Genomic DNA, 26,844 nt, shown 5'->3' on the forward strand with positions numbered 1-26,844 from the left:
CCTTAATGCTCTTTTGCTTTAAAAAAGCGAAGTCGATTTGCATTTGACACTACAGTCAATGACGAAAACGCCATTGCAGCACCTGCAATTACAGGGCTAAGCAGAATGCCAAAGAAGGGATATAGAACCCCCGCAGCAAAAGGAATCCCGGCTACGTTATAGACAAACGCGCCAAACAAGTTTTGTTTGATATTTCGTAAAGTAGCTTTGCTTACCGCTATGGCATCAGCAAGGCCATGAAGTGAACCACGCATTAGGGTAATGTCAGCACTTTCGATAGCTACATCAGTCCCTGTGCCTATGGCGAAGCCAACATCGGCTAACGCTAGCGCAGGAGCATCGTTGATGCCATCTCCTGTCATACCAACAATTTCGCCGCCTTCTTGTAGCTCTTTCACCTTGTTGGCTTTATCTTCTGGCAGCACTTCAGCAAGAAACTCACTAATACCCACTTTTTTAGCTACGGCGGCAGCGGTTTCCTTGTTATCACCCGTTAACATGATGACGCGTATACCATTAGCATGAAGCCGTTTGATAGCAGAGATTGAGTCTGACTTGATAGGATCTGCAACAGCAATGATTGCTGCAAGTTCACCATCTACAGCAAAGTACATAGGTGTTTTGGCTTCTTTGGCTAAAGACTGTGCTTGTTCAACAAAGCCTGTGAGGTCTATGCCTTTTAACTTCATTAGTTTATCGTTTCCGAAAAGCAGGGCTTTGTTGTTGCAGCTTGCTTCTACACCAAAACCCGTAATGGCGTTAAAGGCTTCAATTTTTAGTAACTCAATATCCTGATCTAACGCACTTTCAACAATCGCTTGCGCTAAAGGATGCTCTGAGCCGCTTTCTAAACTTGCTGCAAGCTGTAGTACGTCTTTTTCGTCAGTAGCTTTTGCTAAAATAATATCGGTTACCTTAGGTGCCCCTTCAGTAATAGTGCCCGTTTTATCTAAAATCATGGCAGTGATTTTAGAGGCGGTTTGCAGTGCCTCACCGTTGCGAATAAGCACTCCGGCTTCTGCTGCTTTTCCTACTCCCACCATGACAGACATGGGTGTTGCCAAGCCTAAAGCACACGGGCAGGCAATAATAAGCACAGTAGTTGCTGAAACGATGGCAAAAGCAATGGCTGGCTCAGGTCCAAAGTTAAGCCATGCTAGCGCACTTAACACAGAGGTGATCATCACGACAGGTACGAAAAAAGCTGAAATAACATCGGCCAAACGGCCAATCGGCGGTTTCGAATTTTGTGCTCGTTTCACCATATTGATGATCTGTGCAAGCGCCGTGTCTTTACCAACGCGTGTGGCTCTAAATAAAATCATGCCTGATTTGTTCAAAGTACCTGCGACAACCTCATCTTCTTCAGCTTTTTCAGCAGGCATAGGTTCGCCTGTCAGCATGGACTCATCAATAGAGGTGTGTCCTTCCAATACCACGCCATCGACGGGAATTTTTTCACCCGGTTTTACCTTCACAATATCGTTAAATAAAACCTGCTCAATACCTATCTGAACTTCTTTGTTGTCACGAACCACGGTTGCTGTTTTGGCTTGCAAGCCGATAAGACGTTTAATGGCCTCAGAGGTTTTACCTCTGGCTTTGATTTCTAATGCTAAACCTAAATCAATTAAGCCAATGATCATGGCGGTAGCTTCAAAATAAACATGCCGTGCCATCAATGGAACAGCGTCAGGTGCAAACACGACAACCATCGAATACAACCAAGCCGTGCCTGTTCCTAAAGCAATTAGGGTGTCCATATTGGCTGAATGATTTTTGAAGCTCTTCCATGCTCCTACATAGAAATGCTTGCCTGAAAAATACATAACACCAAAAGTTAAAATGCCTACAACCAACCAAGAAATTCGTTCAAGGTTTGTTTCAACCGTCATTTCTCCAACTACAATGCTGTAGATCATCAAAGGAACGCCGAGTGAAAGGGCAATAAACGTATCGCGCATTAGCTTTTTGTAATATGCAAAATCCGCAGCCTCTTTCTCATCAAGCGCATCTGTTGCTGAGCTATCATCAATTGGCTTCGCGTTATACCCCACTGACTCAACAGCTTTGATCAACTCTTTTGTTTTAGCTGTCCCATAAACTGTTACTGTCCTATCAGCAAAATTCATTTCCGCACTGACGACTCCAAGAGTTGCCTTCAACGCCCCTTCAATTTTGCCTACACAGCTAGCACACCCAGCACCTTCAATGATAAGCTGTTGGTTATGTGATACTTTCTCCAACGTATTCTCCTTACTTTTACACGAAGAGGATTGAGCTTTTGCCTGACAGCAACAGCCTGATTCAGTTTTTATATTTGTGTTAGTAGCCACCCTTTTTCCTCCTATGCTTTTTTAATTTGCTCAAAGTTTTCGATGAGATGACAAACCATGTTTGCAGTCGGTGCTTTGTCTTCCATTTCTTCCCATCGAGAAAGCGCAGAAGACATTTTTCCTCGAAGTGCCAACATTGCTTGAAACTGCTTTTCTGTTTCTTCAAGCCGCTCTTTGATCAGGCTTCTGACTAATGGGCACGCACTTTTACCATCTTCAGATTCATTAATAATTTCCTTGATATCTGCAACGGAAAAACCAAGGTTTCTGGCACTTAAAATGAATTTAAGTCTCGATACTTCTTTATTCGAGTATGACTTGTAGCCGTTCACTGACTTAGCAGGTTTTAACAATCCTAATCTGGTGTAATAGCGCACCGTATCAGCAGTCGTTCCAAGGCTTTTTGCCAGCTCCGCAACTTTCATATTCACTCCTCAGTTTTTTAGCTAAGTTTGTACTCTCATCTTCAGCTTAGACCTGTGTCTAAGACACAGGTCAAGTACTAATTCTAGTGAATAAGCTAAAAACTAATTTTTTGGTAAAAGAGAAATCTCGGTCAAAATCGACAGCATTAAGTACTGTAAATAGCAATAGTTTGAGCATGTTCATCATGCCTCCAAAAAATATTGTGCTAATTGTTCAAAACGGTTGGTAATTTAAACCAATCAGTAAATCGTTTTATTTTTGATGGGACTGGCGAAAAAAAGGCGCACTGATCCCGTGATTAGCCAATAATTGGTGGACGATAAAGTAAGAGATGGATACCAGATTTTGGTAGGGGTATACGCTGTAGAATTAGCTCAGAATGAATATTGCAAATACCTTCGTCTTGCGCTTCCACAAGATAGGCATTTAAATGAAAGCTTGTACAAAAACCGCCTTCACAACAAACACAATCACCAGCTTTACATTTTTCACAGTCTTCATCACCATGACGGTTTTTAGAATCTTGCGAATTTTCAGTGTGATAGTGACTATTGTCATTCATTGATTGATGATGCATATTTTTGCTTGGTTGTATAATATGCGTGTCGGAAGATCCATTTTGATGTTCTTCACAATTCATTGGTTTAGCAATAGCAAAGCCATGCTGCGTAAGCAACAGAGTAATTACCACTATTTTAAACCACTTGAAAAGTCCAAACATTTTAATTCCTTATTTATCACTTACAATATTAGCCACTTTATAAAAATAATTTTATGATCTTGATCAACCTTTGAACTAAAACCTAAACTTTTTACTTTTTACTTTTTACTTTTTACTTTTTACTTTTTACTTTTTTAAACAGCTTTAACTTCACAAGTATAAAAGGGGTGTCTAATTTATACTCATGAGATTGAAGCCAAGCATGAGCACCATTAAAAGAAATAAAAACCCTACGCTCATAACTAGGTATTGAGTAATGGATCATTTTTCCAATTGTTCAGCTTTAAGCGCAGTACTTTGCAACAATCGGTTCTATCCCGGGCACATCCAATTCCCGTTCATCAAAAGTGATAAAATGGCCTATTGTACGTCTTTCAATGGCGATGTTTTTTGCCTTGACTCTTTAACCTTAACCATTCGCCAACTTTACTTCTTAGCTGATATTCCACCTTGATAGGTATACACCAGACTGGCACCGATTGAAAACAAGAAGTAGCTTACTATTACTGCTCTTAGTTCTTTCCAAAAAAACTATTAGCTAGGCCTTTCCTAACATAACTAAAATGGTTTAAATCCCAAAAAACGAAAGCTACCATCAATATAGTTGCGGTAGCTCTCATCAAGTCAATATAGTATTTCTTCATATCAGAGCCAGAACTTGATACCTGCAACAAAAGCAGTATCACGAGTACTTTGCCCATTTAACTTCGCAAAGTCGGCTGTATTACCAAATTTATTTGTCCACTCAACGCCAACATAGGGAGCAAACTGGCGGGTAAACTCATAACGAACCCGAAAACCAATAGCACTGCTAGACAAGCCACTACCAAGGTTATTTTGGACGTCATCCTTACCGTAAAGCGTCAACTCTGCTCGTGGTTGAACAATTAACTTTTGAGTAAGTAATAGCTCATACTCAGCTTCGATCGAAAATGCACTATTACCTTGCTCTCCTAAATACGCAGTCATATCAATTTCAAACCAGTAGGGGGCTAGACCTTGTAAACCAAAAGCTAGCCATTTGCGGTTTTCACCTTCGTTATTGTAATCAAGTCGAATACCGACTTGTGTATCCCAATAAGCAGATATTGCGTGGCCCCATAGAAAATCTGTTTGGTTCTCCTCTAAATTACCTTCGCTAAAATCTCCTTCAGTTTTGATGACTAATCTATCAAAAGTAGTGCCATACCATGCCTGAAAGTCAAAAACACCTGCGTTTGTTTGCTCATTATATTCAAGACGATCCCCTAGTAGCGCGTAAAATGAATGCTCATCTGCCAAAGTCAGTCGTTTGTCGCTACTGAGTGCATAAGGACCTTCAGTCAAAGTTGTACCTGCTGCATAAGCATGGGGGTCTCTAGCATCTTTAGGTGCATCTCCACCTTGTGCTTGCATTTTAGAATCACCCATCTCAGTCATCTCATCTTTTGCAGATACAGATACACTTATAAGGGGCAAACCTATTAATAATAGTCTTAACGTATTGGTTAGTATTAATTTTTTCATGATACAACTACCTCTCTAAACATACCTGCATCCATGTGGAATAATAAATGGCAATGCCATGCCCAGCGACCTACGTCATGAGGTGTTGTTAAAAAACTAATTCTTTGCGCTGGTTGTACAGGGATAGTATGGCGACGAACCTGTACATCACCTTTTTCATTCTCCAAATCGCTCCACATACCATGCAGGTGCATGGGATGTGTCATCATTGTATCGTTTTGTAAAATAACTCTTAAACGTTGATTATGCTTCATGTGAACTGGCGTGCTTTTTCCAAATTCCAAGCCATCAAATGACCAGCTATAACGCTCCATGTTTCCAGTTAAATGTAATTCAATTTCAGCCTCTGGCTCTTGCTGGTTTGTAATTCCCTCAAGAGAATGTAAATCTGCAAGTGTTAAAACACGGCGTCCATTTTTACGTAAACCTATACCGGGATCATCAAGGTTTGTTCTAGGCATATCAACACGCATATCAACAGAAGCTCCATACTCTGTTTTTGCATGACGCACTTTAGTGCTAGCAACAGCTAATGGGTTTTTAGTCATTCCATGTTTACTATGATCCATTGCCATCGCTCCATGACCCATTGCACTATGATCCATTTTATTAGAATTCATGCCCGACATGTCTGCCATACCTGCCATCGCGGAATGCTCACCACCTTGGGCCATATTCCCCATCATATCTGTCATCGTTAACCATTCAACGGGATCTAGAGCAGGTACTGGTGCATCAATATTAGGTGCCATTGATAAAGTACCTTTAGCATAACCTGAGCGATCCATGCTTTGTGCAAAAATCGTATATGCATCATTTTTTGGCTCGACAAGTACATCATAAGTTTCACCGGGACCAAATCTAAATTCATCTACTGTCACAGGTTCAACATTTTGTCCATCAGCTTGTACAACTGTTAACTTCAGCTCAGGTATTCTTACATCAAAAAACGTATTGCTAGAACCGTTAATAAATCTAAGCCTAACCTTTTCGCCAGCTTTAAACATTCCACGCCAGTTTGTCAAAGGCGCACAACCATTCATTAAAAAAGTCATTGCAGATGCTGATAAGTCTGCAAGATCTGTAGGGTTCATTCTCATTTTATTCCACATTTCCCGGCGTTGTAGCGCATTTGAAACGCTGCTATTTGAAATGTCATCAAAAAACTCTGGAACAGTAGGTTGATTAAAGTTAAATACATCGCTCTGTACTTTTAACTTGCGGAACAAATCCATTGGGTCATCATCAGTCCAATCAGACAATTGGATAACATGCTCATTGTCAGCACTAATAATATCCTTTTCTCTTGGCTCAATAATTAATGCGCCGTACATACCTGTCATTTCTTGAAAGCCACTGTGTGAGTGATACCAATATGTGCCGCTTTGTTGCAGCTTAAATTTATAAACAAAGGTTTCACCCGGCATTATACCTTTAAAGCTAATACCCGGTACGCCATCCATTTGATACGGAAGAATGATCCCATGCCAATGAATTGAACTCGGCACTGATAATTTATTAGTTACCCTGATAGTAACGTCATCACCTTCTCTGAGGCGCAAGGTAGGAGCTGGTATTGAGCCATTGATTGTTGTAGCCATTCTTACAACACCTGTGAAGTTTACGGGTGACTCATCTATCACCAGATCTATTATTTCTCCACTTAGTTCGGGCACAGTACCTGTTATTGTTCCAGCCACTAAAGATGAAGCAGCATGAAGAATGCTTGGAAAAGCAGCTAATATACCGCCAGCAGCTAAACCTTGTACAAAGCGTCTACGCGGTGTAGAAATTTGATGTAATGGATCTTTAATTCTCATTTTACTCTCCGAGGTTTGACCAATAAATTAGTGTGACCAATGAATGTGCTTAATTTTCCATTCACCGTTTTGCTTTTCGAGAACCATTGTTTCCATCCCTTGATAATCACGTTCTTCACCATTGTAAGTACCTTTAGTTTGACTACGCGAGGCAGAGATAGCTGTATTTCCAAGTATCGTCACTTGATGTTCAAGTGTGTCGCTCTTCATCGCTGCTAAATACTTCATATCCGACAACATATGATGATGAGCATATTCATCAGCGCTCCTTTCAACGCGGCCTCCCTCGAAAATGATGACATCATCCGCTAACTGCGCTCTAGCCTGTTTTTGATTGCCAGTTTCAAGTGCTTGATGAAATGCCAAAACAACTTTTGCGGCTGGTGTATCTACACCTTTAAACAATCCTTTGTCTTTATTCTTATCACCATGAGCGTTTGCTGCGAAACTAAACGTCATTAATAAAACGAGTAGGATATTTATTGTTTTCATTTTCATTTTCTCTTTTAGGTTTTAATTTGCAGGGCCAACAACACTAGTAAGCCCAGCCGTTACAGATAAAATGGCAAAAGCTACTACCATTTCTATCGAGATAGATTTAGATAAAGCCTCTCTGCCTTGACTATTTTTAAGTTGTGGAACGAGTATTAGTTTATGTTTAGCAGCAAGTGCCAAAATAGACACTACAAGGGCCAATTTAAACAACAGTGTTTGTCCGTAACTTGAGCTTATTAGTGCATCAAGACTTCCGACCAATTGAATCACGAGCCAGAGGCCTGCTACCAACAATAGGCTCAATGTAAAACTTGCTTGTTTGCCAAAGCTTTCCATCAGCAAATGAAGTTCTGCATAACTTAGCTGATGGCAAGCCTGTTTTAGTGGCAATAACGCCCCAAACCACCATGCCATAACGAGCACATGCAAAATAAGCAAGCCTTTTTCAATTGTGCCTAACTCAGAAATATGACCCAGTAACGTGAATGAGTATGCAAGGATTAATAAACTCAACATTAAAGCGCTTTGTTTTAAGTACGAGTTCACAGCGAGTTTGAACCTTAAAGCTAAAGCGATTATTGCGGTAACTAGCCCAAGCGCTCGAAGCAAAGCTCCAGTGCCGACAGAGGAGTCCCACATAATAGCCAATATATCAGCGTCTATCGCCCCCTGAATTCCCTCTTCTGCCATTGCACCAGTACTGGCAAAGAACCAAGTAATATTAGCGATCAAAGCCATAACTATATAAGTTCTTGTCCACGTTAAATTCGCTATTACAGCATTAGTATGAGATTCATTATTCTCAAATATTTGCCTGAAAAATGTATAACCAGCAATACAGGCAAAGCCGACGTAAAATACAATTTTTGACAGTACAATGACTGTATTCCAGATATACATTTCCATATCAATCACACCGCCTATTTTAGTGAACCATAAAGCCGAAGCTATGTTTCATTTTATGACCATCGTTACCTAAGAAGGTTACATCCACAGCATAGTTTGCAGGAGCTAATTTAGGTAGTTTCCATGTAAATTTGCTAGTAGCGACTTTAGAAGGCTCGAATCCAAATTTAAATTCTTCGCCTTGTTTATTGGCCAATGAAACTTTTACAACCCGTACCTCTTTGGTGAACACCAAAGTTAACTCTTCTGGAGGATTCATTAGCATTGCATTATCAGCAGGCACACTTTTTTCAAGATGCACATGCGCAAATACCGCACTACTAAAAACGACACTGATTACGGTTAAAAATTTAATTAATGTTTTCATATATACCTCTATTTATTTAATGGATTAACGACTAAATTTATCTTTGAAAATTTTATTACTTGGAATCCCAGCATCTGTAATTATTTTTTCCACTTCACTCATCATTGCTTCTGGACCGCACAAGTAAAACTCAGCCAAAAGCAGTTCTGATTTTTGGTTCATATACGGCAGAAGTACTTTTTGAACATAGCCTGAGTGCCCTTGCCATTCTTCTGAAGGATTAGAAAGAGTAGGGATATAAGAGAAGTTTTTATGCTTCTCACTCAGTGACTTCAATTCATTATGGTATAGCAAGTCATCTTCAGTTCGCGCACCATAGATAAGAGTCAAACCACTTTTATCTTTATGCTTTTTCAACTGTTCAAAAATAATAGACCTCAGTGGTGCAAGTCCTGAACCCGCACCAATAAACACGCGACTAACTTTTTTATTTGAAGTGGCATAAAAATCAGAAAAAGGGCCTTTTGCAGTTATCGTTTCACCTACTTGGAGTGAACCTAAATAACTTGAACCTATTCCTGCTTTAAAACCATTCTTTGCGGTCTGCCAACGGATATTAAACATTAACTCATCAGACTCCTCGTCAAAGTTAACTAATGAGTAGTGGCGAGTTACACCGTTATGAGAAAATTTTCCATGATAGTAGCTATCCCAGTATTTTTCATAGCACTCTGGCATATCATCTGGACGTAAGCTATTCATCCCTGCTGGCACATCAAATTGCATATATGCACCAGCTTTAAATGCCAACTGTTTGCCTGATTTCAGCTTAAATTTCACTTCCTTGATAAAAGGAGTAATGAAATTAGTCGCAACCACAACTAGCTCATGATTTTCAATATTGCGATCAGTATTAACTTCAATCGAACTAATTTCAGAGAACCTATGCTGACATCCAAGCCGATAACCTTCCTTAAGTTGCTCCTGAGATAAATGTTCCTGTTCAGATAGTGTGATAGGTAATTTAGTTGAACTTAAGAACACGCATTTGCCACAAGTACCGCCACCACCGCAACCTGAAGGAAGGTATACATGTGAACTAGCTAGCCCTTCTAGTACAGTTGAGCGACCAACTGCTGAGATGTCAGTAATAGTATTTTCATTGGAAAACGTCACTGCCACTTTTTGCCTGTTAGTGCCCCAACCTAGCTTCAGTAAACCACTTCGATACTGTTGTATCAGCCAAGTAACACCAGTAATTGAAAGGAATAGCGTTGCAAAAGCAAATGCAATGATCAACCAATGGTTAAATCCTCCAGAATTGCCATAGTCCATAAAGTGAAGCTTCATCATCAGATCTTTCAATCTGAAATCATCATTGGCATGGCGAAGTACTTGACCTGTAATACTATCTAAATAAATAGTTGTATTGTTCTCATCCTCAACGGCAACTTGCCACATAGGATTTTGCTGCCTTACGTGATCAGAAAACGGAGGTTGAGATAACACTGGAGTAGTTAACTTACCCTGTCCTGAGTAGGAGTTTTTTGCCAAAGTTAGTACTTGTTCTTCAGACAAATTAAATGGCTTTCCTGTTACAGCATCAAATAGCTTTGAGTGGCGTTCTTGATAGCTATGCTGCCCCTTATCGAACACAAAATGATAGTAAGGCTGATGTAAAACCCATATAAGGTTTACTTCCTGCGGAGCATTACTAGTAATGTCTTTAATAGGGAATAGGTCAAAGCCTGTAATGCTACCTTCATGATGAGAATGAACTCTAAGTTCATTACCACTGGCTTTACTGTGATCCATCAAATTGAAGTAAAGGCCCGTTCCCAACCAAATAAGCAGTTGTAAACCAACAAATAAAGAAAGCCACTTGTGTATCGTTGTATTTAACTTAAATAGTCGCATCAAATGACTCCCTTTTTATTTGGGGAAAGCACTCGGTAATAAGTCAATACTGCGCCAGTAATTGCTCCCATTAGACCTAGAGTTGCGACCAAGAACAAAAACCAGTTAGATACGTTTTCTCCATCATAGTAATCCATAATGTGGAACCGCCACATCCAATCAAACAATCGCCAGTAATCATGACGCTTGGCAACAAGTGATCCTGTTTGTTGACTTATATAAAATGTCGGTGTGGAGAATTGCTCAAACGTCACTCTCCAAACAGGTAAATGCCTTGGGGACAACTCAGCAGGCAAGTTTGTCGCTGACTTAATCAACCTTACGCTGTCGATTTGATGATTCAGCGCATAATGGTATTGTGCGATTTCTTTAGCCTTGATTTCATCTACAAGTGCCTGAACAGCTCCAGTTTTAGCATCTATTGCTACTTTTCCATTTTCTCCATTAATAAAAGAATACAAAGGACGGCCCATACTTTGAGTAAGTGTAACTTGGCTAGCTTTAGGATAATCCGCAGCTAGCTTTACAATGGAGTAATCCATACTTGCTAAATCTATTTTGGCTTCCTCACTCTTAGCCAAGGTTTCGCCGTGTATATAGTGAATATCCATAGTCACCATATACACGCCTGTAATAGACCAGAAGAGGAATTGTATTCCGACAAATGCCATTAGCCATTTGTGATATTTTCTAGCCGTGCTAAGCATTACTTTTTAGCTCCGCCTTAGAAAGCTCCTTGTTAAAGGCGTTTAATTCTGGCTTTTTAACGATTGAGTAAATTACTGGGAGCACAATAAGAGTGAGTAGCACAGCACTTGTCATTCCGCCTACCATAGGTGCAGCAATACGACTCATAATCTCCGAACCTGTTCCTGTACCATATAAAATGGGCATCAAGCCGATAATGATTGTTGCAACTGTCATCATTACTGGACGAACTCGTAAGCCTGCACCGTGCAATAATGCATCTTGATATGCATCATCAGAGATAGGTTCAGCTCGCTCTTCAGCTTTTTCCTTAAGCTCAGCAAGTGCCTGATTGAGATAGACCAACATTATCACACCAATCTCAACCGCTACCCCAGCTAGAGCAATAAAGCCCACGCCAACAGCCACAGAGAAGTTAAACCCTTCCAGATACATCAACCATAAGCCACCAATCATCGCCATCGGCAAGGTAACGATAATGATAGCCACCTCACTAAACGCTCTGAAGTTTAAGTAAAGTAGAATAACAATAATGGCGAGTGTTAAAGGCAATACATAGGTGAGCTTTTCTTTCGCTCTTTCCATATATTCGTATTGCCCAGCCCAAGTAATTGAATAACCTGCTGGTAGTTTTAGATTATTAGCCAAGTGTATTTTTGCACTTTCAACATAAGTACCTACGTCAACACCGTCTATATCGATAAACGTCCAGCCATTTAAACGAGCATTTTCACTCTTAATTCCCGGCGGACCGTTCTCAACTCGAATATCTGCGACATCACCTAGTGCAATGCGTTGACCACTTGGTGTTACAACAGGTAATCGTGATAGCTGCTCAGGAGAGTCTCGATAGTCTTGCGGATAGCGTAAGTTAACAGGGTAACGCTCTTGACCTTCTACCGTTTGGGTAACGTTCATACCACCAATAGCTGTAGAAACCACTTGTTGAACATCTTCGATGTTTAACCCAAAGCGACTTGCCTTATCGCGTGAAATATCAACCTTGATATATCGTCCACCTGCAACTCGCTCTGAGTAAACTGATGCTGTGCCTGTAACTTCGGGTAAAATTTGCTCTATTTGTTGGCCGATTTCCTGAATCACATCAAGCTCTGGTCCGGCGACTTTAATACCCACAGGCGTTTTTATGCCTGTTGCTAACATGTCGATTCGGGTCTTGATTGGCATAACCCAAGCATTCGTTAAGCCCGGAAACTTAACCAATTTATCAAACTCAGCTTTTAACGATTCAGTAGTCACACCCTCTCGCCACTGCTCTCGTGGCTTCAATTGAATAAAGGTTTCAATCATGGTTAAAGGTGCAGGATCGGTTGCAGTTTCAGCTCTTCCTACTTTACCAAATACAGTTTCAACTTCTGGCACAGTGCGAATAAGCTTGTCTGTTTGCTGCAATAACTCCCTTGCTTTACCAATTGAAATACCGGGATAGGTAGTAGGCATATACATGAGATCGCCTTCATCCAATGGCGGAATGAATTCACTACCAATTTTATCGACAGGCCAAAAGCCAACGATAGTCACTAATATTGCTGCTACTATTGTCGATTTTGGAAACTTCATGACTTGCTTTAAAACAGGCATGTAGATAGCAATCAATAATCGGTTTAACGGGTTTTTCTTTTCAGAAACAACTTTGCCTCGAATAAAGTAGCCCATCAAAACAGGCACCAATGTGATCGCCAAACCTGCTGATGCCGCCATTGCATAGGTTTTTGTATAGGCGAGCGGAGAGAACATTCTTCCTTCTTGCGCTTCCAAGATAAATACAGGTAAGAATGAGACTGTAATGATCAGTAAGCTAAAAAATAGTGCAGGGCCTACTTCACTCGCAGCCTTAGCAACAATTTGCCAGCGATTTTCATCTGTTAGTGGTGTTTTCTCCATATGCTTGTGCATATTTTCAATCATCACTATTGCACCATCAGTCATCGCACCAATCGCAATAGCGATACCGCCTAAAGACATAATGTTGGCATTGATGCCTTGCATATACATGATAATGAACGACACCAAGATACCTAATGGCAGAGTAACAACTGCCACAATAGATGAGCGAAGATGAAATAGGAAAGCCACACAGACAATAGCAACGACTGCAAGCTCCTCTAGCAACTTGCTCCAAAGATTATCAACAGCACGATCTATTAACTTCGATCTGTCATAAACAGGGACAATCTCCACCCCCTCTGGTAGAGAAGATTTAAGCGATTCAAGTTTTTCTTTTACCCCGTTTATGGTTTGTTGAGCGTTTTCACCAAAGCGCATAACGACAACACCACCAACAACTTCGCCTTCACCATTAAGCTCTGCGATACCACGGCGCATTTGAGGCCCTAAATTAACGGTAGCAACATCACCAATACGCAATGGCGTGCCTTGTTCGTTAATACCAAGTGGGATTTTCTCTATATCACTAACTGATTGAATATACCCCGTTGCGGTAACCATATATTCAGCTTCAGCCATTTCCACAACGGATGCGCCAGTTTCTTTGTTCCCTTTTTGTAAGGCTATTTGTATTAAACTTAGAGGAATATCGTAAGCTCTCAATTTATCAGGATCTACTTGCACTTGATACTGCTTAACCATACCACCAACGGCGGCAACTTCGGACACGCCCGGAACAGTTTGTAGTTCATACTTTAAGAACCAGTCTTGAATGCTTCTTAATTGGCTTAGATCATGGTTTCCAGACTTATCTGTTAAAGCGTAAATGTATACCCAACCCACACCTGTTGCATCAGGTCCTAATTGAGGTTTTGCCGAATCAGGCAGGCTTGATGCTACTTGGCTTAAGTATTCAAGTACTCTGCTTCTAGCCCAATACAAATCAGTATCGTCATCAAAAATAATGTAGACGTAGGAATCACCAAAAAATGAGTAACCACGAACAGTTTGCGCCCCCGGCACTGATAACATCGCTGTAGTAAGAGGAAATGTCACTTGATCCTGCACTACTTGTGGTGCCTGTCCCGGATAGCTCGTCTTAATTATAACCTGCACATCAGAAAGATCGGGGAGTGCATCTACTGGTGTTTTTTGTAATGAATACAAACCACCAAACGCGATAATTAAGGTAATCAACAAAACAAAGAAACGATTGCCGATAGACCATCTAATAATTGATTCAATCATTATTTTTCTCCCACTTAATGATTAGAATGATCAACAGCAGCTTTATTTTCCTTGCCGTGTTGTTCATCTGATTCAAGAGAAATGTCAGTGATAACTAAGTCATCTCTAACCTCAAAAGTGAAAGTGACATTATCACCGACATTGAAATCAACCATTTCTATATTGTCCGCGACGATAAAATCCATCGTCGCAGCAGGTCTATCCCATTTCTCTATTGGGCCTCTGCTAATATTTAGAATCCGTGTATCAATATCAATCGCATTAATCAAACCAGATACTGTTGCTGATGATACTTCAGGCTCACTCATGATATGAATTCCAGTAATTTCATATCCACCGTCTTCGGTTTTGCTCACTTCAAAGTGCAAAGATTGACCTGACTTTAATGAGTCAATATCGACTTTTTCAGCCACAGTAAAATCCATAACCATTTCAGGCCAATCCCAAGCTTCAGCAGGGCCATGTGAAATATTAACCATGCGGTGCCCTGCCATAACACTATTAACATCCCCTTGCATCCAAACAGAGTTAGGCACTTCATCATGAGTCATTCGTTTAAAGTCAGAGCTTTTACTTGATTCAGAATCAATCAAGAATTGGGCAGATGTCACCACAACGTCATCTTCATTTAAGCCGTCTAATATTTCGATGCTGTCGATATCAACCCGGCCAATAGTCACTTCAATAGATTTAAATTGCCCATCACCTAACGCAAGTACTACTCTGTCCTGTTTACCTGTTCTAATAACGGCTTCTTTAGGCACGAGGATGGTGCTATCAGCTTGATTAGCGTGAATAGAGACTTGTGCAAACATATTTGGTTTTAATTGATAGTCTGTGTTATCAAATTTCAATCTCACTCGGAGTGTGCGTGTTTTACTGTTCAATGTTGGATAAACATAATCAACGACACCAGCCCAGTCCTCACCGGGTAAATAATCCAGTGTCATTGATACAGGAAGTCCTTTTTTAATTAAGGCTGCGTCACGTTCAAACACTTCTGCTTCAACCCAAACTTGATCTAGCTGGCCAATGCTTAATAAGGTGTTTCCCGGCTTTACATAAAAACCTTCTCTAACCTTCAAACCATCGACAACACCTGCTTGTGGTGAATAAAAGGTAATTGTTTGCTGAACCTTTCGTGTCTTTTCTAGCTTTTGAACAAAGTCTGCTGAAAGCTGTAACGCTTTTAGGCGATCTTTGGCTGCTGAAATTAAAGAACTATTGTTGCGCTTTAACGCTATTAACAGCTCTTCCTGAGCATTAACTAACTGAGGAGAATATAGTGTATAAAGAGGCTGCCCTTTCTCTACAGGGTTACCTGCTGCTTTGATGTAAAGTTTATCAATCCAGCCATCAACCCGTGGGTGGATATGAATTAGCTTATCTTCATCATATTGAACATAACCTACCGTTGAGATTTCAGTATGCATATTTTTCAGTTCAACAGGTGCAGTGCGAACCCCAAGGTTATTCACTACATGAGGCGCAATTTTTACTGCTCCGGGGCCAAAGTCATCACCAGATGATCCTTCCTCATACACTGGAATTAGGTCCATCCCCATAGGCGACTTACCGGGCTTGTCCCGGCGGTAATTAGAATCCATCGGTGCAACCCAATACAGAGGCTTTTTTTCTCCTGATGTTGCTTCATTACTATTACTGTTTGAGCCAGTACCTTGATATAAACTCAATGCTCCAGCACCAAGTGCTGCCCCAATGATGATGGCAATAATTGTTTTTGTATTCGTTGACATTATTTTTCTCCAAATTGCTGACTGGATAAGTGCTGATTAGTTTTGTGTGAAGTTTGCATCGACTTATGTTCAGCATTTGAGTTAGATTGAGAATGCGCAAAGAAATAGTTGATACGAGCAACTGTTTTAAGTGCGTCAACATCAATTCTTAAAGCTGATATTCTGGTATTTAATTCGGCAATTCTTGCTCGAACAACTTCGGCAAAATCGCCATCATCATTTGTGTAGGCTGTCAATGACGCTTCTGCTTGGTCATGAGTTTGTTTAAGGAGTTGTTCTTGATAGATAGATTGTCTATCTGATAAGCGTTTAAGCTGTCTTAGTTCTTTTTCTAAAACACTGATCATTTGCTTTGTCAGTAATAGTTTCTCGGTTTTAATAGTCTCTGAATCTGCAATAGAAGCTGCAACTTGCTTATCTTGTCTGTTCTCGGTAAACAAGGGTAAATCAAACGTTACCCCAACAGAAAATAAATCAGCTCGGCTATCACCAGAGGGCATATTGTCGCGATAGGCATAACTAGCATTAACACCCCATTGCGGCTCATATTGCTGTTTGGCTAACTCAATTCCTTTTTCTGAAGCTTTGCGTTTTATATCAATCGCAAGTATGGCTGGGTGATTCGAAAGCTCCTGAGCCAATAGATTTCTTGAGTAATTAGATGCTTTTAGGACTGTTGGATTATTCAATTGAATCGAAGGCAATTCTTTTGAGACGCTAAACTCTAATGGTTGCGCGTCAAAGTTGAATGATTCATTCAAACGATCCGCATCGTAAATATGAAGCCACTCATTGAGACGAGCGATTGTCGTTTCTAGTTTCTGCTTTTGCGAAGTTAATCTGTCATCTAACTGCACGATTTCCAACTGAGCACGAATAACATCTTGCTGTCTAGTTTTACCAACAACGTTTGAATAGCTAGCTTTAGCCACTTCTGCCATCTGCTCAAAGAGAGACCAATCATCTTCAATCAATTTAATAGTTTGTTGGGCTAAGTAAGCATCTAACCAAAGTTGTGACACTTGGCTTTTCAACTTAGCTTTACGATCCTCTCGTAACAGTGGAAATTTCGTGGACTCAATTTGTAACTGGTCTTTCTTGATCTCTAGACTGTCGCCTCTCGGAAACATTTGAGAGACGCCAACCTTTAGCTGAGTCATTCCTTCCTGATCTAAATCCCAAGTATCTGTTGGTAAATTCATTATCCCTAGCGATACTTTCGGATCAGGCAAAGTACCTGAAGCAATACTTCTATTTTCAACTGCACTTTGTTTCAATCGGCTACCATGAAGCCAAGGATCATTTTGCTGAGCTAAGGTGATAGCTTGTTCAAGCGACACTACTTTCTCAGCTTGAGCTGAGAATACAGATAAGCCGAGTATTAATGCAGTTGAAAGTGAAGTAAGGTTTGAAGAGTTCAATTTCATTAGAATTGCTCCTCGTATGTCTTAACTTTTGCATAGACTTTGCTCGTTCCATCTTTAAATAGAATTAACACGTTGTATGGCATAAAGCGGTCATCGACTTCCATACCGGGAGAGCCAACTGGCATTGCTGGAACTGAAAGCCCAATCGCATTGGGATGTTCTTCTGATAAGAACTGCTGAATAAATTTAGCAGGTATATGACCTTCAAAGGCAAATCCATTTCTACTCACTGCCGTGTGGCATGAACGGTAATTAGGTTTGATACCATACTTAGTTTTGATGTTGCCGATGTTTCGGAAATCTTTGGAATGCGCAACGATCCCTTTGTCTTCAATATGAGTTATCCATTTTTTACAACACCCACAAGTAGGGGTTTTATAAACGATTAACTCCAAAGGTGTTACGTCGTGATTGTCTGCATGGTTATGTTCGTTGGCGTTTGCAAACGCAGGTGAAAGCAGCATTACTACTGCTATTTTTAAATACTTATTGATCATTTTTGCCCCCAGACATCGCTGGAAAATATCTATAGCGCTACGACGCTATATTGACTAACAGAAAAATTAATTACATGTGCGAGAAATTTGGACGCACTAATCCTGTATTAGGCAAAAATTGGTGGACGATAAAGGGAAGTGGAAATTGAATGAGGTTGTTTAGATTGCAGAGCAGCTACAGATTCACTGAATATTTGAATATCTGTCGAATCAATACTGGAATTTAGGACTGTCGTAGATGAGCAAGCATTTGCAGGACAAATACATTCAACGTCACAACAATCTTCTGATTGACCATTACTGCTTTTATTCATATCACCATGATCCATGTTCATGTTCATGTTCATGTTCATGTTCATGTGTGATTCGTGAGAACCTGATGACATTTCGCAAGGCATAGCAGAATACGCAAATGCTTGCCCTACAAAGGCAACCAGCATAAGCGTCATTACTAAGACTTTTGAAAATGCTTTAGACATAAAATTCTCTTACAAATATACATTTCTAATACTAATGCAAATTTTTGACTAAGTCAATTGATGCTGTATAAACATTTATGAATATTTGATTATCGTCAAATTTTTCAAAGAGGTAAGTGACAAATAATAATCTCATCAGACTTCTTATCTTCGCTATTCAATGGCTTTTATTTTGAGACTTAAGTTGCTCTCTCATTTCTAAAACTCGATCTGCCGAATAAGCTCCTGCTCTCATAACAACCAGTTCAACAAATGAAATATCAATTAACTTATGGTCAGCATCAATCACATAACAACTCCCACTATGTGTGTATATTTCTAACTTATCTTCATCAGCAGATTTGCTAACAATCTTTGAAGTCACGATTTGCTGAAATGGCCGAAACCTGAATGTTTCATCTTCAATAACCCCCCCTGATAAAAACTCGCCAAGAAATATTTTTTCAAATTCTTTATAGTCGTAAACAGATACTATGTAGGCATCCTTTAAATATATTCTATCCAACGTATTCCCTTACTAATAACTAGCCGGGAGCATATCTCGCAGCTCTAATAACTCATTAGGAGAATACATACACTCATGCATTAAATTAAACTCAAATGCATTTACATCAAACTCTTTAGATTCAGCATCTAAGATATAAAAGTCAACACCAAAGCACTTACTTTCTAGACCATTGATTTCCAAAACCTTTATCGTGAATAAAGCATCTCCTTCTTTACCATTTTCATTTTCGTCAGCAAATGTGCCGTAAAGCACCCGTTCAACTTTTTCCTCTGTATCAGATTGAATTGAGATAAGTTTTGCGTTGGTTAGTTTTACTCTAGGTCTCATGCTTGAACTCCTTTCATATCTTCTACAGAAAAAGGACGAAAAAAACTTAGATATTTAACCCCATCAACTTTAAGCAAATTGTTGTCAGCATCAAAATGTGACAGAACACTAGATTGATACAACGAAATGTATTTTTCATAATCGATTGTGTTAAAAAAGTTGGTATCAACGCGCCTCGCATAAAAAACAAGATCTTGCTGTTCGATACGAACAATGAACTTCTGATCGCCATCTAGATTTTTGACTCGTAGACATAAATCAGGTTTGTGCCAATCAGATACAAAGGAAGGAATCAATGGGAAGCCATATACCAAATAGCGCATACCTTCGATTTTGAAGGTTGTTGGATTGAACTGAGCCTTATTTACTTTGCCGCTACTGAATAATTCAAGTGTCAACACCAGCCAGTGCACATGCTTAGAAAATGTATTTCCTTCAGAAATACAGCCTTCAAACTCACCATTATGGTTTACATGATTGATGTACATGTATTTTCTAATGTCATCCAAGGAAAGCTTTTCAAACGGAAACTTGCAAGCGATTAGCCTGAAATAACAACCATGAACTTTTAAATCTGCATATTGAACTATCAACGGATCATCAAAGGCATCAAAGTATGGTCGCCACTCTAAGCGGAAGTCTGCACCTGTATTTACAATAAACTTGGCATTTTCAGGCAACCCTAAAACTTGGTATATCACTGAAACTAACTCTAATGTTTCGATATCTACCAGCATCAGGCTTTCAATACGGTTTGCCATTGACTCAATTTCTTTATGAAGCGATTCAATAATTTCTTGATCATCGTATTCGTTGATCATTAAATATTTCAGGGAATCGTGCTTTAGAATTGAGTCCAGCTTTTTCTTTTCAAATACTTCAGAGAGATATTTATGGGTATCAGAAAAATAAGGGCAGTTATAAACACCTCTAGCCCACAGGCCTTGGGCGTAAAGATCAGGAAACTCTAATAACTCAGCAAACTCTTTTGCTTGTTTATTGAGCTTATTCTTTAATTGATAAAGTGAGATCATTTAGTTCTCCAAACAACTTTCCAATAAACAATGGCCTACCAACACATTGCTTTATTTATTGTTCAAATAACCAAATTTTTACGGATGCTCCGCTTCACTGTTCACGTTTTTCAAGGCGAAAAACATGTGTAGGCGTAGGCTGTCCGTTCAGCCTTCATATTATAATATCGCCAAAAAACAAAATGACAACTTACGTATTTGTACAACTTTAGGTAGATATTTTGAGTTTGAACTCTGAAAAGCTAAGCCCAAACAGGGATACGACCATCTCTTCATTTATATTGGAGCCGGGAAATTTTTTTTCAAAATTTCCAATAATGCTATCTAGGTGGCTAGCTAATATTTTTACTAAAAATATTTCCGAGTTTGGTGAGAGTGCAGACAGTGCTATCAATGGGTTGTCAAAGGATTCAGCTTTTATTTTTACTAGTAAATCGCTGTAACTGTCACAGCCGTAAAGACAAATAGCTAGGGCTTCTTGGGCTTGTCCAAGGGGAATAGTTAATAATTTAGATAATCGTTTTGCCTGCCTTTTTATATTTACTAGCAGGTCTTCTTTATTAAAAGACATCAATACACCAAAAAACGGCAACGCTAGGCCACGCACCTATGTCACTCAGTTTTTGTGAATATTTAATCTTTTAGTTCAGAGTAAATCCATTTCGTCCTGTTTTCGTGGGAACGGGCTTCTCTGAAAAGCCACTGCAAAAAGCAGTGGCTATTGTCGCAATATTATAAGGAAATGTGAATTGTAGTTTGATGCCTACATGTTCTTTTCAGTGAATTCAGCCAAGCTACTACGCTCTACTTCATCAAATATCAATACTGAGCCTTTTTCATAGTTTCTATACACGTTAACAGCCGCGCTAGCACCTGAAGATGCGGGTGTGACAAACTTATCATCAATCTGGGCTAAGTTGCCCAACACGATTGTGCGACAATTTTTGCCACCACGGCTTAACATGCCCTTAATTTGCGCTCTAGTCATGTTTTGAGCTTCATCAATGATTAAAACAGCATCGTCTATTGAACGACCTCGGAAGTAAGCCATACTAGTAAATTCTATATTGGCTTTTTCGATCACATGCTCAACAGTTGCACTAATATTACCTTCATTGTTATCACCTGAATGCATTGATATAAGCGCATCTGTTATACCTGCTAATAACGGCATTGATTTCTCTGTCAGGTCACCGGGTAAAAACCCCGGATCATCGTCCATAAAGTCTCTGGAGCGCACCACAACGATTTTTTTGTACTTTTTTAACTCCAATACTTGATGCAGCGCCGAAGCAACTGCTAAAAAAGTTTTTCCGGAGCCAGCAGGGCCAAGGATGATATTTAAGTCATAATATGGATCTGTTAATTGGCTTAAAGCTACTGCCTGACGCTGATTTTTAGGCAAAATGCCCCATACTTTTTCTTGTTTACGAGGCAATAACTTTGTGAATACCTCAGTATCTGTTACTTCTGAAATTCGCCCAATGTGTCCAGCTTCATCGTACCAATACATGTTTGGCTGAACTTCATCATTAAATAGACTTATTGGGAAAGTATAAACTTCTCCTGAAACCTTGAAGTCTTTGTCTGATTTAATTCGATCAAAAAGATCTCCTTTAAAGGCTTGTACCCCTGTGTATAAAAGATCAATATCTGATATTTGATTATCTACGGCAACGTCTTCTGCCATGACCCCTACGGTTCGAGCTTTCAAGCGCATATTAATGTCACGGCTAACAATTACTACGTCTTTATCTAAGTCCTTCTGAAGATACAGTGCATAGTTAATTATTCTATTGTCAGCGTCACTTCCAATACCGTGCTTTAACTCTTTAGCCATATCGAGCTGGGTATCAATTCCAATAAACAGTTTTCCTCGTTTAGCTGTTTCAGTAGAAGGTAGTGGAATACCAGCTTCCATCTCTTCTGCACTGTGCCCATTTATTATATCTTCAAGCATACGAATACATACACGAGCATCAGCACTAACCGATTTGTTAGTTCTTTCTTTTAAGTTATCTAATTCTTCTAGAACTGTTAGACAGATGTATACGTCTTCACTGTACGCAAGAAGTGACTTTGGATCATGAACTAGTGCCGATGTATCCAATACTCTTGGGTTTTTGTTTTCACTTGGATTATTCATTTTAGTTCTCCTTTGAGAACGATTTTCATTAATTAGCATTTTAGATTTACCTTAGCTTTATTATTTTTGTTTGTGCCTCTTGCAGGTTAAATCCATTATTTATATTTATTGATGAATGGTTCTATTCTTTAAGTCACACTTAATGACATGTTAGAGAGATTAGATCTTAGCCTGTTATAAATACTCAATTTATTCAGTAAGAATAAGGTCTGTAGATAGGTCTGCACAAATATTGAAAAAAAGCTTGCAGTAATACCTGTTTTACCACATCCCGCTGGGCCGGTTAAAATAACAAGCTCAATAGACGTGTCGAGCAAGGCATCAAGAGCCATTGCTTGGTAAATATTTTTTGGCTTTATTCCCCATGCACTTTGATGCATCAATCGCTCTGCACCAATATCTTTAATGGTAATATGCTCACCATCATACGATTTAACTCTAGCGGCAAACTGATCGCCATCATCAAGTAAATATTCATTACAAAACACATCAGGAATTAAATCTTTAGGGATATGATGAACTGTTTCACGTCCGTGTTGCTCAGTATTACACTGGCCGACATGCTGCCAAAAATCGCCCTCAATTTTTTTATAACCACTGGTGAGTAAATCAATATCGTCAATTAATTGATCAGTACGATAGTCTTCAACATATTTAAGCCCCGCCCCTTTGGCTTTTAAGCGCATGTTAATATCTTTAGTTACTAATATGACTTTTTTATCGCTGTGCTGGTTTTGTAAATGCACCGCACAATTAATAATACGGTGGTCGTTTTCATTGCCCGGCAAACCAGAAATAGAATCGGCAAATAAATGGTCGTTTACAATAATTAAGCTGCCTGTCGATCCGCCTTGTTTATTCCTTGGCAGCGCCACACCTTGTAACATTTGTTCGGGAGTTGCCTGACTCAACACCCCATCAAGGCCACGAATAGCCACTCGCGCATCGCGGCTCACATCGTGTTTTCTATCTTTTATATGATCAAGTTCTTCCAATACGGTCATTGGGATAACAACTTGGTGCTCTTGGAATGACAAATACGCGAGGGGTTCGTGAAGTAATACATTGGTATCTAGCACATACATTTTACTATCAAAATTTGAAGCTTTTCCCATAGTACTTTCCTTACGTTTTATGATTTTTATGCTATACCCAATAAACTAATCAGTGGTTACTAATAAACTTGATTAATTACTTAGGTATAATTTGAGTTTAGTCTATTTGTCATAAAAGTCTGTTTTATGACAAATATCATTTAGTTTGAATTTTCCACAAAATCGACGCACTAATGAGCGCTTAGGGTTGGTAATAATTCATACTTATAAAATTAATTAAAAGTCAGGCAAATAGCGCCTTGCAGTGGTGTTATCTAACAGGTAACATAGCCGCCTTTTTCTTCATAGACGAGACATACATGAATTTTTCCTTAGGTCAGCGTTGGATAAGTGACACAGAGTCAGATTTAGGATTGGGCACAGTTGTTGCCATTGATGGCCGCCAAGTCAGCATTTTATTTCCTGCCAGTGGTGAAAACCGTGTTTATTCTTCTGCAGAAGCTCCGGTAACCCGCGTAGCATTTAATCCTGGTGATGTGATCCGAAGCGTTGAGGAGTGGGAATTACAAGTTGAGTCTATTGAAGTACAGGGTGAGTTATTGTGCTATCACGGTGAACGTGTTGATAACGGTGAAAAAGCACAATTAAAAGAAACTTTTTTAGATCACTTTATCAAGTTCAATAAACCGCAAGACCGCTTATTTGCAGGCCAAGTGGACCGTTTTGATCGGTATACTTTGCGCTATCAAACTTGGTTACATCAGTTTGAACGTCAGCAGTCACCTATTAAAGGCTTAATTGGTCAACGCGCTAATCTTATTCCGCATCAGCTTTATATTGCTCAAGAAGTCGGTAAACGTTTTGCACCGCGGGTATTACTGTCTGATGAAGTAGGCTTAGGTAAAACCATCGAAGCGGGCATGATTTTACATCAACAAATTATCACCGGTCGTGCCAGCCGTGTACTTATTGTTGTGCCTGAGAACTTACAACACCAATGGTTAGTAGAAATGCTACGCCGTTTTAATTTACGTTTTTCTATTTTTGATGAAGAACGCTGCGACGAAGCGTTTGCTGATTCACCTAATGTATTTGATACCGAGCAATTGGTGCTTACTAGCCTTGAGTTTTTAACCAAGAAAAAACGCTGGTTTGAACAAGCTACGTTGGCCGACTGGGATTTATTAGTAATCGATGAAGCGCATCATTTAAGTATTAATAACAATAAACCTAGTGCCGAATACCAACGTATGGCTGAGCTGAGCCAAGATATTCCAGGGCTAATTCTTCTTACCGCTACGCCAGACCAACTGGGTCATCGTAGTCATTTTGCTCGTTTACAACTGCTCGACCCAGATCGTTTTTACGACTATGACGTGTTTAAAGAAGAAGAAGCAAACTACAAAGACGTTGCCGAAGCTGCTAATCAGTTATTACAAGAACAAGCACTGGATGACAGCGCAAAGGCCACATTAATTGAGCTATTAAAAGAAACAGATATCACCGATATCCTTGAAAAAGCCCAACAAGGCGACCTTGCTGCACGCAAAGAAATACTCAATATGTTATTAGATCGCCATGGCACTGGACGTATATTATTTAGAAATAGCCGCAGTGGCATTGATGGCTACCCTAGCCGTAAATTACATGCCTACCCAATGGCATTACCTAAGCAATACAAAACAGCAATGACCGTACTGGGTAATATGAGTGGCATTCAAAATGCCGAACTCAGTGCGCAACGTGCACTTTTCCCTGAAAAAATATTTCAAGAATTTGAAGGTGAAAGCGCAAGTTGGGGATTATTTGACCCCCGTGTAGATTGGCTAATCGAAACGCTAAAAACACTCAAGCGTGAAAAAGTACTGCTTATTTGTGCTAAAGCCGAAACAGCAATTAGCCTGGAGCAAATATTACGTGAACGCGAAGCAATTAAAGCCTCTGTGTTCCACGAGGGCATGTCGATTATTGAACGTGATCGCGCTGCGGCATTCTTTGCCGATGAATACGATAACGCACAAATATTACTGTGTTCAGAAATTGGTTCAGAAGGTCGTAACTTTCAGTTCTCACATCACTTAGTGTTATTTGATTTACCACTCAACCCCGATTTACTTGAGCAACGTATTGGTCGATTAGACCGTATAGGGCAAACACAAGATGTGAACATTCACGTGCCTTACTTTGAAAACACAGCACAAGAAGTACTACTGCGTTGGTATAACGAAGGCTTAGATGCGTTTGAAAGCACATCAACCACTGGGCAGTTGCTGTATAAAGAGTTTAGCGAAGATTTACTTGAGTACATTGCAGCTCATAATTGTGATGAAGATGAGCTAGATCCACTCCTTGAGCAAGTAGCACAAAAGAATGCAATATTACGTAAGCAAATGGAAAGTGGTCGAGATCGCTTACTAGAGCTACATTCATCGGGACAAGGTGCTGCTGACTCACTTGTAGCTGACATTGAAAAGCTCGATAACCAGTTTGAACTGCCAAGCTACATGATCAACGTGTTCGACACCTTTGGTGTAAGCCAAGAAGATAAAGGTGAAAACACCATTATTTTAAAGCCCACTGAGCACATGTTAAACGCTTCGTTCCCATCGCTAAAAGACGATGGTATGACAGTAACCTTTGACCGCGATACCGCGCTTTCTCAGGAAGATGTGCACTTTATTAGTTGGGATCACCCTATGGTGCAAGGCACTATGGATATGATTTGTGATGATGATTTTGGTAGTTCATCGGTGGCGTTACTTAAAAACAAAAAGTTACCACCAGGCACCTTTTTTGTTGAGCTAATATTTGTTGCCGAAGCCATGGCACCAAAAGTCCTGCAAGTGGGTCGCTTTTTACCCCCTACGCCAATTCGTATTTTACTCGATAAGAGCAGTAATAACTTAGGTGAAAATGTTGGTTTTGATGGCTTTAATCAGCAACTATCTGCGGTAGGTCGTCAAACAGCAAGTAAATTAGCCGGTGCATTGCAAAGTGCGGTTCATCCAATGATCAATACCGCAAAAGACATGGCGCAACAAAAGCTGGATGTTATTCGTGCCGAGTCATTAGCAAAAATGCAAACATCGTTGAGCGAAGAGCAACAGCGATTAGTTGCACTGAAACAAATTAATCCAAACATTCGCCAAGAGGAAATTACCTTTTACGATAAACAACGCAATGAGCTCACCGCACATATTGAAAAAGCGCAGTTAAAACTCGATGCGATTCGTTTGATTGTGGTTTCGCACTAGAGAACCTAGCTGTCAGTCGTTAGTTAAAGATTACTAACGTGTGTGTATAAAAAGAAAGCGCG

Annotated in this window: 21 protein-coding genes and 1 pseudogene; 1 reads left to right on the forward strand and 21 read right to left on the reverse strand. The window is 39.8% G+C overall.

Annotation, left to right across the window (positions count from 1 at the left end):
- Positions 1 to 2: 2 nt before the first annotated feature.
- The 21 genes and pseudogenes from QL984_RS02870 to QL984_RS02970 form a co-directional block, all read right to left on the reverse strand.
- The gene (locus tag QL984_RS02870; RefSeq protein WP_058155250.1) at positions 3 to 2,246 is read right to left on the reverse strand and encodes a heavy metal translocating P-type ATPase; all 2,244 of its coding nucleotides are present in this window, start codon (positions 2,244 to 2,246) and stop codon (positions 3 to 5) included.
- Positions 2,247 to 2,347: 101 nt separating this feature from the next.
- Positions 2,348 to 2,761 (reverse strand): MerR family transcriptional regulator, encoded by a 414-nt coding sequence (locus tag QL984_RS02875; protein ID WP_008467855.1) that lies wholly within the window; start codon positions 2,759 to 2,761, stop codon positions 2,348 to 2,350.
- 299 nt (positions 2,762 to 3,060) lie between these two features.
- Positions 3,061 to 3,483: a hypothetical protein gene (locus tag QL984_RS02880; RefSeq protein ID WP_010558026.1), complete on the reverse strand. Its 423-nt coding sequence runs from the start codon at positions 3,481 to 3,483 to the stop codon at positions 3,061 to 3,063.
- A 645-nt stretch (positions 3,484 to 4,128) separates the two neighbouring features.
- Entirely contained in the window at positions 4,129 to 4,989 is an 861-nt protein-coding gene (locus QL984_RS02885; RefSeq protein WP_004589262.1) for a copper resistance protein B, read from the reverse strand.
- Positions 4,986 to 6,809 carry a copper resistance system multicopper oxidase gene (locus QL984_RS02890; protein WP_013465888.1) on the reverse strand — a complete coding sequence of 608 codons (1,824 nt, stop codon included), beginning with the start codon at positions 6,807 to 6,809 and terminating at the stop codon, positions 4,986 to 4,988. The genes QL984_RS02885 and QL984_RS02890 overlap by 4 nt, the downstream gene beginning before the upstream one ends.
- A 27-nt stretch (positions 6,810 to 6,836) precedes the next feature.
- Complete coding sequence (locus tag QL984_RS02895; RefSeq protein ID WP_058155251.1) at positions 6,837 to 7,307, reverse strand: nuclear transport factor 2 family protein; 471 nt, start codon at positions 7,305 to 7,307, stop codon at positions 6,837 to 6,839.
- A gap of 15 nt (positions 7,308 to 7,322) precedes the next feature.
- On the reverse strand, positions 7,323 to 8,210 hold the full coding sequence (locus tag QL984_RS02900) for a CopD family protein (protein ID WP_024596191.1): 888 nt from the start codon (positions 8,208 to 8,210) through the stop codon (positions 7,323 to 7,325).
- 19 nt (positions 8,211 to 8,229) lie between these two features.
- Entirely contained in the window at positions 8,230 to 8,577 is a 348-nt protein-coding gene (locus QL984_RS02905) for a copper resistance CopC family protein (RefSeq protein ID WP_004589258.1), read from the reverse strand.
- A gap of 24 nt (positions 8,578 to 8,601) precedes the next feature.
- Positions 8,602 to 10,434 (reverse strand): 2Fe-2S iron-sulfur cluster-binding protein, encoded by a 1,833-nt coding sequence (locus QL984_RS02910; protein WP_004589257.1) that lies wholly within the window; start codon positions 10,432 to 10,434, stop codon positions 8,602 to 8,604.
- The gene (locus QL984_RS02915; protein ID WP_232311327.1) at positions 10,434 to 11,045 is read right to left on the reverse strand and encodes a PepSY domain-containing protein; all 612 of its coding nucleotides are present in this window, start codon (positions 11,043 to 11,045) and stop codon (positions 10,434 to 10,436) included. Before QL984_RS02915 ends, QL984_RS02910 begins: the two co-directional genes overlap by 1 nt.
- 88 nt (positions 11,046 to 11,133) lie before the next feature.
- Positions 11,134 to 14,298, reverse strand: a complete 3,165-nt coding sequence (locus QL984_RS02920; protein ID WP_004589255.1) for an efflux RND transporter permease subunit — start codon at positions 14,296 to 14,298, stop codon at positions 11,134 to 11,136.
- Between the two features lie 14 nt (positions 14,299 to 14,312).
- Complete coding sequence (locus QL984_RS02925) at positions 14,313 to 16,055, reverse strand: efflux RND transporter periplasmic adaptor subunit (RefSeq protein ID WP_004589254.1); 1,743 nt, start codon at positions 16,053 to 16,055, stop codon at positions 14,313 to 14,315.
- Complete coding sequence (locus QL984_RS02930) at positions 16,055 to 17,482, reverse strand: TolC family protein (protein ID WP_004589253.1); 1,428 nt, start codon at positions 17,480 to 17,482, stop codon at positions 16,055 to 16,057. The genes QL984_RS02925 and QL984_RS02930 overlap by 1 nt, the downstream gene beginning before the upstream one ends.
- Entirely contained in the window at positions 17,482 to 17,979 is a 498-nt protein-coding gene (locus QL984_RS02935) for a DUF411 domain-containing protein (protein WP_036956660.1), read from the reverse strand. Before QL984_RS02935 ends, QL984_RS02930 begins: the two co-directional genes overlap by 1 nt.
- A gap of 107 nt (positions 17,980 to 18,086) precedes the next feature.
- Positions 18,087 to 18,458: a hypothetical protein gene (locus QL984_RS02940; protein ID WP_029773128.1), complete on the reverse strand. Its 372-nt coding sequence runs from the start codon at positions 18,456 to 18,458 to the stop codon at positions 18,087 to 18,089.
- Between the two features lie 157 nt (positions 18,459 to 18,615).
- Entirely contained in the window at positions 18,616 to 18,963 is a 348-nt protein-coding gene (locus QL984_RS02945; RefSeq protein WP_016899198.1) for a hypothetical protein, read from the reverse strand.
- Positions 18,964 to 18,975: 12 nt separating this feature from the next.
- A complete protein-coding gene (locus tag QL984_RS02950) occupies positions 18,976 to 19,293 on the reverse strand; it encodes a hypothetical protein (protein ID WP_008109627.1) in 318 nt (105 codons plus the stop codon).
- A complete protein-coding gene (locus tag QL984_RS02955; protein ID WP_008109625.1) occupies positions 19,290 to 20,327 on the reverse strand; it encodes a hypothetical protein in 1,038 nt (345 codons plus the stop codon). Before QL984_RS02955 ends, QL984_RS02950 begins: the two co-directional genes overlap by 4 nt.
- 208 nt (positions 20,328 to 20,535) lie before the next feature.
- Positions 20,536 to 20,898, reverse strand: coding sequence for a hypothetical protein (locus QL984_RS02960; RefSeq protein ID WP_008109624.1), 363 nt, complete (start codon positions 20,896 to 20,898; stop codon positions 20,536 to 20,538).
- 192 nt (positions 20,899 to 21,090) lie between these two features.
- Positions 21,091 to 22,473 (reverse strand): PhoH family protein, encoded by a 1,383-nt coding sequence (locus tag QL984_RS02965; RefSeq protein WP_008109623.1) that lies wholly within the window; start codon positions 22,471 to 22,473, stop codon positions 21,091 to 21,093.
- A gap of 257 nt (positions 22,474 to 22,730) precedes the next feature.
- Positions 22,731 to 23,588 (reverse strand): annotated as a pseudogene (locus QL984_RS02970) (PIN domain-containing protein); the annotation flags it as partial.
- Between the two features lie 299 nt (positions 23,589 to 23,887).
- Between QL984_RS02970 and rapA the strand changes: the two are divergent.
- Entirely contained in the window at positions 23,888 to 26,782 is a 2,895-nt protein-coding gene (gene rapA, locus QL984_RS02975; protein ID WP_290171960.1) for an RNA polymerase-associated protein RapA, read from the forward strand.
- Positions 26,783 to 26,844 lie beyond the last annotated feature (62 nt).

This window comes from Pseudoalteromonas sp. APC 3495 (assembly GCF_030407645.1).
GTDB lineage: Bacteria > Pseudomonadota > Gammaproteobacteria > Enterobacterales > Alteromonadaceae > Pseudoalteromonas > Pseudoalteromonas tetraodonis.

What these genes read in the sequence shown, in the direction of transcription:
- QL984_RS02875 (WP_008467855.1), bottom strand. Translation starts at nt 2,761, where the DNA reads ATGAAAGTTGCGGAGCTGGCAAAAAGCCTTGGAACGACTGCTGATACG.
- QL984_RS02880 (WP_010558026.1), bottom strand. Translation starts at nt 3,483, where the DNA reads ATGTTTGGACTTTTCAAGTGGTTTAAAATAGTGGTAATTACTCTGTTG.
- QL984_RS02885 (WP_004589262.1), bottom strand. Translation starts at nt 4,989, where the DNA reads ATGAAAAAATTAATACTAACCAATACGTTAAGACTATTATTAATAGGT.
- QL984_RS02890 (WP_013465888.1), bottom strand. Translation starts at nt 6,809, where the DNA reads ATGAGAATTAAAGATCCATTACATCAAATTTCTACACCGCGTAGACGC.
- QL984_RS02895 (WP_058155251.1), bottom strand. Translation starts at nt 7,307, where the DNA reads ATGAAAATGAAAACAATAAATATCCTACTCGTTTTATTAATGACGTTT.
- QL984_RS02900 (WP_024596191.1), bottom strand. Translation starts at nt 8,210, where the DNA reads ATGGAAATGTATATCTGGAATACAGTCATTGTACTGTCAAAAATTGTA.
- QL984_RS02905 (WP_004589258.1), bottom strand. Translation starts at nt 8,577, where the DNA reads ATGAAAACATTAATTAAATTTTTAACCGTAATCAGTGTCGTTTTTAGT.
- QL984_RS02910 (WP_004589257.1), bottom strand. Translation starts at nt 10,434, where the DNA reads ATGCGACTATTTAAGTTAAATACAACGATACACAAGTGGCTTTCTTTA.
- QL984_RS02915 (WP_232311327.1), bottom strand. Translation starts at nt 11,045, where the DNA reads ATGGATATTCACTATATACACGGCGAAACCTTGGCTAAGAGTGAGGAA.
- QL984_RS02920 (WP_004589255.1), bottom strand. Translation starts at nt 14,298, where the DNA reads ATGATTGAATCAATTATTAGATGGTCTATCGGCAATCGTTTCTTTGTT.
- QL984_RS02925 (WP_004589254.1), bottom strand. Translation starts at nt 16,055, where the DNA reads ATGTCAACGAATACAAAAACAATTATTGCCATCATCATTGGGGCAGCA.
- QL984_RS02930 (WP_004589253.1), bottom strand. Translation starts at nt 17,482, where the DNA reads ATGAAATTGAACTCTTCAAACCTTACTTCACTTTCAACTGCATTAATA.
- QL984_RS02935 (WP_036956660.1), bottom strand. Translation starts at nt 17,979, where the DNA reads ATGATCAATAAGTATTTAAAAATAGCAGTAGTAATGCTGCTTTCACCT.
- QL984_RS02940 (WP_029773128.1), bottom strand. Translation starts at nt 18,458, where the DNA reads ATGTCTAAAGCATTTTCAAAAGTCTTAGTAATGACGCTTATGCTGGTT.
- QL984_RS02950 (WP_008109627.1), bottom strand. Translation starts at nt 19,293, where the DNA reads ATGAGACCTAGAGTAAAACTAACCAACGCAAAACTTATCTCAATTCAA.
- QL984_RS02955 (WP_008109625.1), bottom strand. Translation starts at nt 20,327, where the DNA reads ATGATCTCACTTTATCAATTAAAGAATAAGCTCAATAAACAAGCAAAA.
- QL984_RS02960 (WP_008109624.1), bottom strand. Translation starts at nt 20,898, where the DNA reads ATGTCTTTTAATAAAGAAGACCTGCTAGTAAATATAAAAAGGCAGGCA.
- QL984_RS02965 (WP_008109623.1), bottom strand. Translation starts at nt 22,473, where the DNA reads ATGAATAATCCAAGTGAAAACAAAAACCCAAGAGTATTGGATACATCG.
- rapA (WP_290171960.1), top strand. Translation starts at nt 23,888, where the DNA reads ATGAATTTTTCCTTAGGTCAGCGTTGGATAAGTGACACAGAGTCAGAT.